The following is a 10,622-nucleotide window of genomic DNA, read 5'->3' as shown; positions in this document are numbered from 1 at the left end:
ACCGGCGGCAACTTCGAAAACCTGGTGCCAAACACCACGCCTGCCGTTACCACCATCACCGACTCCGTCGACGCCGTCACCGTCACTATCGAAAGCGCTGGCAACGTGCTGGAAAATGCTGCGCCGACCTTCACTATCAAGGTCGATCAGAAACTGGATCACGACCTGACCGTTACCCTGAGCAACGGTGAAACCGTGGTGATCAAGGCCGGCGCTACGGAAACCACCTACACCCTGCCCGTTCAGGGCGATGACGTGTACAAAGACGGCGAAACCCTCAAGTTGGGTATCGCCGATGCGGCAGTAGACGGTAAAACTTTCGAGAACCTGGTAATCGGCGACAAGGCTTCAGTGACCATCGGCGACACCGTGACTGAAGTAGTGGCTACGTTGACTGTGGATAAAACCACCGTCACCGAAGGCGGTTCCGTCACCTACACCGTGACCCTGACCAATGCTGCCGGCCTGCCAATGAGCAACCACGGTGAGCTGACCTTCAAGCTCTCCGATGGCACCACCATCACCGTGCCAGCCAACAGCACCACCGGCAGCGCCACGGTTGTCACCAGCAATGACATCTTCACTGGTGGCCAGCCTTCGCTGGTCAACAAGCTGGAATCCGTCAGCGGTGCCGAGCAGTTCGAAAAGCTGACCCTCGGCCAGGACGAATACACCACCACCGTCACCGACCAACCGGCCGGCGAAGGCGACCAGATCACCGTCACCATCGAAAGCAACGGCGACGTGCTGGAAGACGCCGCACCGAAGTTCACCGTCAAGGTTGATCAGGTCCTCAAGCAAGACCTGACCGTGACCCTGAGCAACGGCGATACCGTGGTGATCAAGGCCGGCACCACCGAAACCCCGTACGAGCTCAAGGCTCAGGGCGACGACGTCTACAAAGATGGTCAGACCGTCGAAGTCGGTCTTACTGACGCCGCCGTCGATGGCAAGTCCTTCGAGAACCTGGTACTCGGCGACAAGGCCGCCGTGACCATCGGCGATACCATCAGCGAAGTGGTTGCGACCCTCTCCGTCGACAAGACTTCGGTGATCGAAGGCGGCCAGATCACTTACACCGTGACCCTGACCAACGCTGCCGGCCTGCCAATGCGCGCCCATGGTCCGCTGGAGTTCACCCTGTCCGATGGCACCGTGGTCAAGATCCCGGCCAACGGTACGTCCGGTACTGCCACCGTCACCGCCAACGACGACATCTTCACCGGTGGCCAGCCGGCTATCGTCAACAAGCTGGAAAGCGTTTCTGGCGCCGAGCAGTTTGAACAGCTGACGCTGAATGACACCACGCTGACCACGTCCGTGACCGACGAACCTGGTTCGGGCGACCCAACCGACCCGGCCAACGAAGGCGACAAGATCACCGTCACCATCGAAAGCAACGGCGACGTGCTGGAAAACGCCGCACCGAAATTCACCGTCAAGGTCGACCAAGTCCTGAAACAGGACCTGACCGTGACCCTGAGCAACGGCGATACCGTGGTGATCAAGGCCGGTACCACCGAAACTCCATACGAGCTCAAGGCCCAGGGCGACGACGTCTACAAAGACGGCCAGACCATCGAAGTCGGCATCACTGACGCCGCCGTTGACGGCAAGTCCTTCGAAAACCTGGTACTCGGCGACAAGGCCGCTGTCACCATCGGCGACACCATCAGTGAAGTCACCGCCACCCTGACTGTGGATAAAACCACTGTCACCGAAGGCGGCTCGGTCACCTACACCGTGACCCTGACCAACGCTGCTGGCCTGCCAATGAGCAACCACGGCGAACTGACCTTCAAGCTTAGTGATGGCACCACCATCACCGTGCCAGCCAACAGCACCACCGGCAGCGCAACGGTCGTCACCAGCAATGACATCTTCACTGGTGGCCAGCCTTCGCTGGTCAACAAGCTGGAAAGCGTTTCCGGTGCCGAGCAGTTCGAACAACTGACCCTCGGCCAGGACGAATACACCACCACCGTCACCGACCAACCGACCGGCGAAGGTGACCAGATCACCGTCACCATCGAAAGCAACGGCAACGTGCTGGAAGACGCTGCACCGAAGTTCACCGTCAAGGTCGACCAAGTCCTGAAACAGGACCTGACCGTGACCCTGAGCAACGGCGACACCGTGGTGATCAAGGCCGGCACCACCGAGACCCCGTACGAGCTCAAGGCTCAGGGCGACGACGTCTACAAAGATGGCCAGATCGTCGAAGTAGGTGTTACTGACGCTGTAATCGACGGCAAGTCCTTCGAGAACCTGGTGCTTGGCGACAAGGCTGCCGTGACCATCGGCGATACCGTGACTGAAGTAGTCGCTACGTTGACTGTGGATAAAACCACCGTCACCGAAGGTGGCCAGATCACTTACACCGTGACCCTGACCAACGCTGCCGGCCTGCCAATGGGCGCCCATGGTCCGCTGGAGTTCACCCTGTCCGATGGCACCGTGGTCAAGATCCCGGCCAACGGTACGTCCGGTACTGCCACCGTCACCGCCAACGACGACATCTTCACCGGTGGCCAGCCGGCCATCGTCAACAAGCTGGAGTCCGTCAGCGGCGCCGAGCAGTTCGAACAACTGACGCTGAATGACACCACGCTGATCACTTCCGTGACCGACGAACCCGGTTCGGGCGACCCAACCGACCCGGCCAACGAAGGCGACAAGATCACCGTCACCATCGAAAGCAACGGCGACGTGCTGGAAAACGCTGCACCGAAGTTCACCGTCAAGGTCGATCAGGTACTGAAACAGGACCTGACCGTCACCCTGAGCAACGGTGACACCGTGGTGATCAAGGCCGGCACCACCGAAACCCCGTACGAGCTCAAGGCTCAGGGCGACGACGTCTACAAAGATGGTCAGACCCTCGAAGTCGGCGTGACTGACGCTACGGTCGACGGCAAGTCCTTCGAAAACCTGGTACTCGGCGACAAGGCCGCCGTGACCATCGGCGACACCATCAGCGAAGTCACCGCTACGTTGACTGTGGATAAAACCACCGTCACCGAAGGCGGTTCGGTCACCTACACCGTGACCCTGACCAATGCCGCCGGTCTGCCAATGAGCAACCACGGCGAACTGACCTTCAAGCTTAGTGATGGCACCACCATCACCGTTCCAGCCAACAGCACCACTGGCTCGGCCAGCGTCACCGCCAATGACGACATCTTCACCGGTGGCCAGCCGGCTATCGTCAACAAGCTGGAAAGCGTTTCCGGTGCCGAGCAGTTCGAACAACTGACCCTCGGCCAGGACGAATACACCACCACGGTCACCGACCAACCGATCGGTGAGGGTGACCAGATCACCGTCACCATCGAAAGCAACGGCGACGTACTGGAAAACGCCGCACCGAAGTTCACCGTCAAGGTCGACCAAGTCCTGAAACAGGACCTGACCGTCACCCTGAGCAACGGCGACACCGTGGTGATCAAGGCCGGTACCACCGAAACTCCATACGAGCTCAAGGCCCAGGGCGACGACGTCTACAAAGATGGCCAGATCGTCGAAGTAGGTGTTACTGACGCTGTAATCGACGGCAAGTCCTTCGAAAACCTGGTACTTGGCGACAAGGCCGCCGTGACCATCGGCGATACCATCAGTGAAGTCACCGCCACCCTGACTGTGGATAAAACCACCGTCACCGAAGGTGGTTCGGTTACTTACACCGTGACCCTGACCAATGCTGCCGGTCTGCCGATGGCCAACCACGGTGAGCTGACCTTCAAGCTCAGCGATGGCACCACCATCACCGTGCCAGCCAACAGCACCACTGGCAGCGCCACCGTCGTCACCAACAATGACATCTTCACTGGTGGCCAGCCTTCGCTGGTCAACAAGCTGGAAAGTGTTTCCGGTGCCGAGCAGTTCGAACAACTGACCCTCGGCCAGGACGAATACACCACCACCGTCACCGACCAACCGACCGGCGAAGGTGACCAGATCACCGTCACCATCGAAAGCAACGGCGACGTGCTGGAAAACGCGGCGCCGAAGTTCACCGTCAAGGTCGATCAGGTACTGAAACAGGACCTGACCGTCACCCTGAGCAACGGCGACACCGTGGTGATCAAGGCCGGCACCACCGAAACCCCGTACGAGCTCAAGGCTCAGGGCGACGACGTCTACAAAGATGGTCAGACCCTCGAAGTCGGCGTGACTGACGCTACGGTCGACGGCAAGTCCTTCGAAAACCTGGTGCTCGGCGACAAGGCCGCCGTGACCATCGGCGATACCATCAGCGAAGTGGTTGCGACCCTCTCCGTCGACAAGACTTCGGTGATCGAAGGCGGCCAGATCACTTACACCGTGACCCTGACCAACGCTGCCGGCCTGCCAATGCGCGCCCATGGTCCGCTGGAGTTCACCCTGTCCGATGGCACCGTGGTCAAGATCCCGGCCAACGGTACGTCCGGTACTGCCACCGTCACCGCCAACGACGACATCTTCACCGGTGGCCAGCCGGCCATCGTCAACAAGCTGGAGTCCGTCAGCGGCGCCGAGCAGTTCGAACAACTGACGCTGAATGACACCACGCTGATCACTTCCGTGACCGACGAACCCGGTTCGGGCGACCCAACCGACCCGGCCAACGAAGGCGACAAGATCATTGTCACCATCGAAAGCAACGGCAACGTGCTGGAAAACACTGCACCGAAGTTCACCGTCAAGGTCGACCAGGTCCTCAAGCAAGACCTGACCGTGACCCTGAGCAACGGCGACACCGTCGTGATCAAGGCCGGCACCACCGAAACCCCGTACGAGCTCAAGGCCCAGGGCGACGACGTCTACAAAGATGGCCAGACCGTCGAAGTCGGCATCGATAACGCTACGGTCGACGGCAAGTCCTTCGAAAATCTGGTGCTTGGCGACAAGGCTACCGTCACCATCGGCGATACCATCAGTGAAGTCACCGCCACCCTGTCTGTGGATAAAACCACCGTCACCGAAGGCGGTTCGGTCACCTACACCGTGACCCTGACCAATGCTGCCGGTCTGCCGATGGCCAACCACGGTGAGCTGACCTTCAAGCTCAGCGATGGCACCACCATCACCGTGCCGGCCAACAGCACCACTGGCAGCGCCACCGTCGTCACCAACAATGACATCTTCACTGGTGGCCAGCCTTCGCTGGTCAACAAGCTGGAAAGTGTTTCCGGTGCCGAGCAGTTCGAACAACTGACCCTCGGCCAGGACGAATACACCACCACCGTCACCGACCAACCGACCGGCGAAGGTGACAAGATCACCGTCACCATCGAAAGCAACGGCGACGTGCTGGAAAACGCGGCGCCGAAGTTCACCGTCAAGGTCGATCAGGTACTGAAACAGGACCTGACCGTCACCCTGAGCAACGGCGACACCGTGGTGATCAAGGCCGGCACCACCGAAACCCCGTACGAGCTCAAGGCTCAGGGCGACGACGTCTACAAAGATGGTCAGACCCTCGAAGTCGGCGTGACTGACGCTACGGTCGACGGCAAGTCCTTCGAAAACCTGGTGCTCGGCGACAAGGCCGCCGTGACCATCGGCGACACTATCAGCGAAGTCACTGCCACCCTGACGGTGGATAAAACCACCGTCACCGAAGGCGGCCAGATTACTTACACCGTGACCCTGACCAACGCTGCCGGCCTGCCGATGGGCGCCCATGGTCCGCTGGAATTCACCCTGTCCGATGGCACCGTGGTCAAGATCCCGGCCAACGGTACTTCCGGCACTGCCACCGTCACCGCCAACGACGACATCTTCACCGGTGGCCAGCCGGCTATCGTCAACAAGCTGGAAAGCGTTTCTGGTGCCGAGCAGTTTGAACAACTGACACTGAACGACACCACGCTGACCACTTCCGTGACCGACGAGCCTGGTTCGGGCGATCCAACCGATCCGGCCAACGAAGGCGACCAGATTACCGTCACCATCGAAAGCAACGGCGACGTACTGGAAAACGCCGCACCGAAGTTCACCGTCAAGGTCGACCAAGTCCTGAAACAGGACCTGACCGTCACCCTGAGCAACGGCGACACCGTCGTGATCAAGGCCGGCACCACCGAGACCCCGTACGAGCTCAAGGCTCAGGGCGACGACGTCTACAAAGATGGCCAGATCGTCGAAGTAGGTGTTACTGACGCTGTAATCGACGGCAAGTCCTTCGAAAACCTGGTACTTGGCGACAAGGCCGCCGTGACCATCGGCGATACCATCAGTGAAGTCACCGCCACCCTGACTGTGGATAAAACCACCGTCACCGAAGGTGGTTCGGTTACTTACACCGTGACCCTGACCAACGCTGCCGGCTTGCCAATGGGCGCCCATGGTCCGCTGGAGTTCACCCTGTCCGACGGCACCGTGGTCAAGATCCCGGCCAACGGTACTTCCGGCACTGCCACCGTCACCGCCAACGACGACATCTTCACCGGTGGCCAACCGGCCATCGTCAACAAGCTGGAAAGCGTTTCCGGTGCCGAGCAGTTTGAACAACTGACCCTCGGCCAAGACGAATACACCACCGTCGTCACCGACGAACCTGGTTCGGGCGACCCAACCGACCCAGCCAACGAAGGCGACAAGATCACCGTCACCATCGAAAGCAACGGCGACGTGCTGGAAGACGCCGCACCGAAGTTCACCGTCAAGGTCGATCAGGTACTGAAACAGGACCTGACCGTGACCCTGAGCAACGGCGACACCGTCGTGATCAAGGCCGGCACCACCGAAACCCCGTACGAGCTCAAGGCCCAGGGCGACGACGTCTACAAAGATGGCCAGACCGTCGAAGTCGGCATCGATAACGCTACGGTCGACGGCAAGTCCTTCGAAAATCTGGTGCTTGGCGACAAGGCTACCGTCACCATCGGCGATACCATCAGTGAAGTCACCGCCACCCTGTCTGTGGATAAAACCACCGTCACCGAAGGCGGTTCGGTCACCTACACCGTGACCCTGACCAATGCTGCCGGTCTGCCGATGGCCAACCACGGTGAGCTGACCTTCAAGCTCAGCGATGGCACCACCATCACCGTGCCGGCCAACAGCACCACTGGCAGCGCCACCGTCGTCACCAACAATGACATCTTCACTGGTGGCCAGCCTTCGCTGGTCAACAAGCTGGAAAGTGTTTCCGGTGCCGAGCAGTTCGAACAACTGACCCTCGGCCAGGACGAATACACCACCACCGTCACCGACCAACCGACCGGCGAAGGTGACAAGATCACCGTCACCATCGAAAGCAACGGCGACGTGCTGGAAAACGCCGCACCGAAGTTCACCGTCAAGGTCGACCAAGTCCTGAAACAGGACCTGACCGTGACCCTGAGCAACGGCGACACCGTCGTGATCAAGGCCGGCACCACCGAGACCCCGTACGAGCTCAAGGCTCAGGGCGACGACGTCTACAAAGATGGTCAAACCGTCGAAGTGGGTGTTACTGACGCTGTAATCGACGGCAAGTCCTTCGAGAACCTGGTGCTCGGCGACAAAGCCACCGTGATCATCGGCGACACCATCAGCGAAGTCACCGCCACCCTGACCGTGGATAAAACCACTGTTACTGAAGGCGGCCAGATCACCTACACCGTGACCCTGACCAACGCCGCTGGCCTGCCAATGAGCAACCACAGCGAACTGACCTTCAAGCTCAGTGATGGCACCACCATCACCGTGCCAGCCAACAGCACCACCGGCAGCGCCACCGTCGTCACCACCAATGACATCTTCACTGGCGGCCAGCCGGCTATCGTCAACAAGCTGGAAAGTGTTTCCGGTGCCGAGCAGTTCGAGAAACTGACCCTCGGCCAGGACGAATACACCACCACCGTCACCGACCAGCCAGCGGGCGAAGGTGACCAGATCACCGTCACCATCGAAAGCAACGGCAACGTGCTGGAAGACGCCGCACCGAAGTTCACCGTCAAGGTCGATCAGGTACTGAAACAGGACCTGACCGTGACCCTGAGCAACGGCGACACCGTGGTGATCAAGGCCGGCACCACCGAAACCCCGTACGAGCTGAAAGCTCAGGGCGACGACGTCTACAAAGACGGTCAAACCGTCGAAGTCGGCGTGACTGACGCCGCCGTCGATGGCAAGTCCTTCGAGAACCTGGTACTCGGCGACAAGGCCGCCGTGACCATCGGCGATACCATCAGCGAAGTGGTTGCGACCCTCTCCGTCGACAAGACTTCGGTGATCGAAGGCGGCCAGATCACTTACACCGTGACCCTGACCAACGCTGCCGGCCTGCCAATGCGCGCCCATGGTCCGCTGGAGTTCACCCTGTCCGATGGCACCGTGGTCAAGATCCCGGCCAACGGTACGTCCGGTACTGCCACCGTCACCGCCAACGACGACATCTTCACCGGTGGCCAGCCGGCCATCGTCAACAAGCTGGAGTCCGTCAGCGGCGCCGAGCAGTTCGAACAACTGACGCTGAATGACACCACGCTGATCACTTCCGTGACCGACGAACCCGGTTCGGGCGACCCAACCGACCCGGCCAACGAAGGCGACAAGATCATTGTCACCATCGAAAGCAACGGCAACGTGCTGGAAAACGCTGCACCGAAGTTCACCGTCAAGGTCGATCAGGTACTGAAACAGGACCTGACCGTCACCCTGAGCAACGGTGACACCGTGGTGATCAAGGCCGGCACCACCGAAACCCCGTACGAGCTCAAGGCTCAGGGCGACGACGTCTACAAAGATGGTCAGACCCTCGAAGTCGGCGTGACTGACGCTACGGTCGACGGCAAGTCCTTCGAAAACCTGGTACTCGGCGACAAGGCCGCCGTGACCATCGGCGACACCATCAGCGAAGTCACCGCTACGTTGACTGTGGATAAAACCACCGTCACCGAAGGCGGTTCGGTCACCTACACCGTGACCCTGACCAATGCCGCCGGTCTGCCAATGAGCAACCACGGCGAACTGACCTTCAAGCTTAGTGATGGCACCACCATCACCGTGCCAGCCAACAGCACCACTGGCAGCGCAACGGTCGTCACCACCAATGACATCTTCACTGGCGGCCAGCCATCGCTGGTCAACAAGCTGGAGTCCGTCAGCGGTGCCGAGCAGTTCGAACAACTGACCCTCGGCCAGGACGAATACACCACCACCGTCACCGACCAACCGGCCGGCGAAGGCGACAAGATCACCGTCACCATCGAAAGCAATGGCGACGTGCTGGAAAACGCCGCACCGAAGTTCACCGTCAAAGTGGATCAGGTGCTGAAGCAAGACCTGACCGTGACCCTGAGCAACGGCGACACCGTGGTGATCAAGGCCGGTACCACCGAAACCCCATACGAGCTCAAGGCTCAGGGCGACGACGTCTACAAAGACGGTCAAATCATCGAAGTGGGCGTTACTGACGCTGTAATCGACGGCAAGTCTTTCGAGAATCTGGTACTTGGCGACAAGGCTGCCGTGATCATTGGCGATACCGTGACTGAAGTAGTCGCTACGTTGACTGTGGATAAAACCACCGTCACCGAAGGTGGCCAGATCACTTACACCGTGACCCTGACCAACGCCGCCGGCCTGCCGATGGGCGCCCATGGTCCGCTGGAGTTCACCCTGTCCGACGGCACCGTGGTCAAGATCCCGGCCAACGGTACTTCCGGCACTGCCAGCGTCACCGCCAATGACGACATCTTCACCGGCGGCCAGCCGGCTATCGTCAACAAACTGGAAAGCGTTTCTGGTGCCGAGCAGTTTGAACAGCTGACGCTGAATGACACCACGCTGACCACGACTGTGACCGACGAGCCCGGTTCGGGCGACCCAACCGACCCGGCCAACGAAGGCGACAAGATCACCGTCACCATCGAAAGCAACGGCGACGTACTGGAAAACGCCGCACCGAAGTTCACCGTCAAGGTCGACCAAGTCCTGAAACAGGACCTGACCGTCACCCTGAGCAACGGCGACACCGTGGTGATCAAGGCCGGTACCACCGAAACTCCATACGAGCTCAAGGCCCAGGGCGACGACGTCTACAAAGATGGCCAGATCGTCGAAGTAGGTGTTACTGACGCTGTAATCGACGGCAAGTCCTTCGAAAACCTGGTACTTGGCGACAAGGCCGCCGTGACCATCGGCGATACCATCAGTGAAGTCACCGCCACCCTGACTGTGGATAAAACCACCGTCACCGAAGGTGGTTCGGTTACTTACACCGTGACCCTGACCAATGCTGCCGGTCTGCCGATGGCCAACCACGGTGAGCTGACCTTCAAGCTCTCCGATGGCACCACCATCACCGTGCCAGCCAACAGCACCACCGGCAGCGCCACCGTCGTCACCAACAATGACATCTTCACTGGCGGCCAGCCGGCTATCGTCAACAAGCTGGAAAGTGTTTCCGGCGCGGAGCAGTTCGAGAAACTGACCCTCGGCCAGGACGAATACACCACCACCGTCACCGACCAGCCAGCGGGCGAAGGCGACAAGATCACCGTCACCATCGAAAGCAACGGCAACGTGCTGGAAGACGCCGCACCGAAGTTCACCGTCAAGGTCGATCAGGTACTGAAACAGGACCTGACCGTGACCCTGAGCAACGGCGACACCGTCGTGATCAAGGCCGGCACCACCGAAACCCCGTA

The 10,622-nt window shown here is 60.0% G+C and carries 1 protein-coding gene; it reads left to right on the top strand.

Annotated elements, in window-relative coordinates; genetic code table 11:
- On the top strand, positions 1-10,622 hold a 10,622-nt coding region (locus tag CKW29_RS25235), incomplete at both ends, for an immunoglobulin-like domain-containing protein (protein ID WP_371850809.1).

Origin of the sequence: Pseudomonas sp. Irchel s3a18 (assembly GCF_900187535.1) — a bacterium.
Taxonomy (GTDB): domain Bacteria; phylum Pseudomonadota; class Gammaproteobacteria; order Pseudomonadales; family Pseudomonadaceae; genus Aquipseudomonas.
This window is presented reverse-complemented; position numbering and strand designations above follow the sequence as displayed.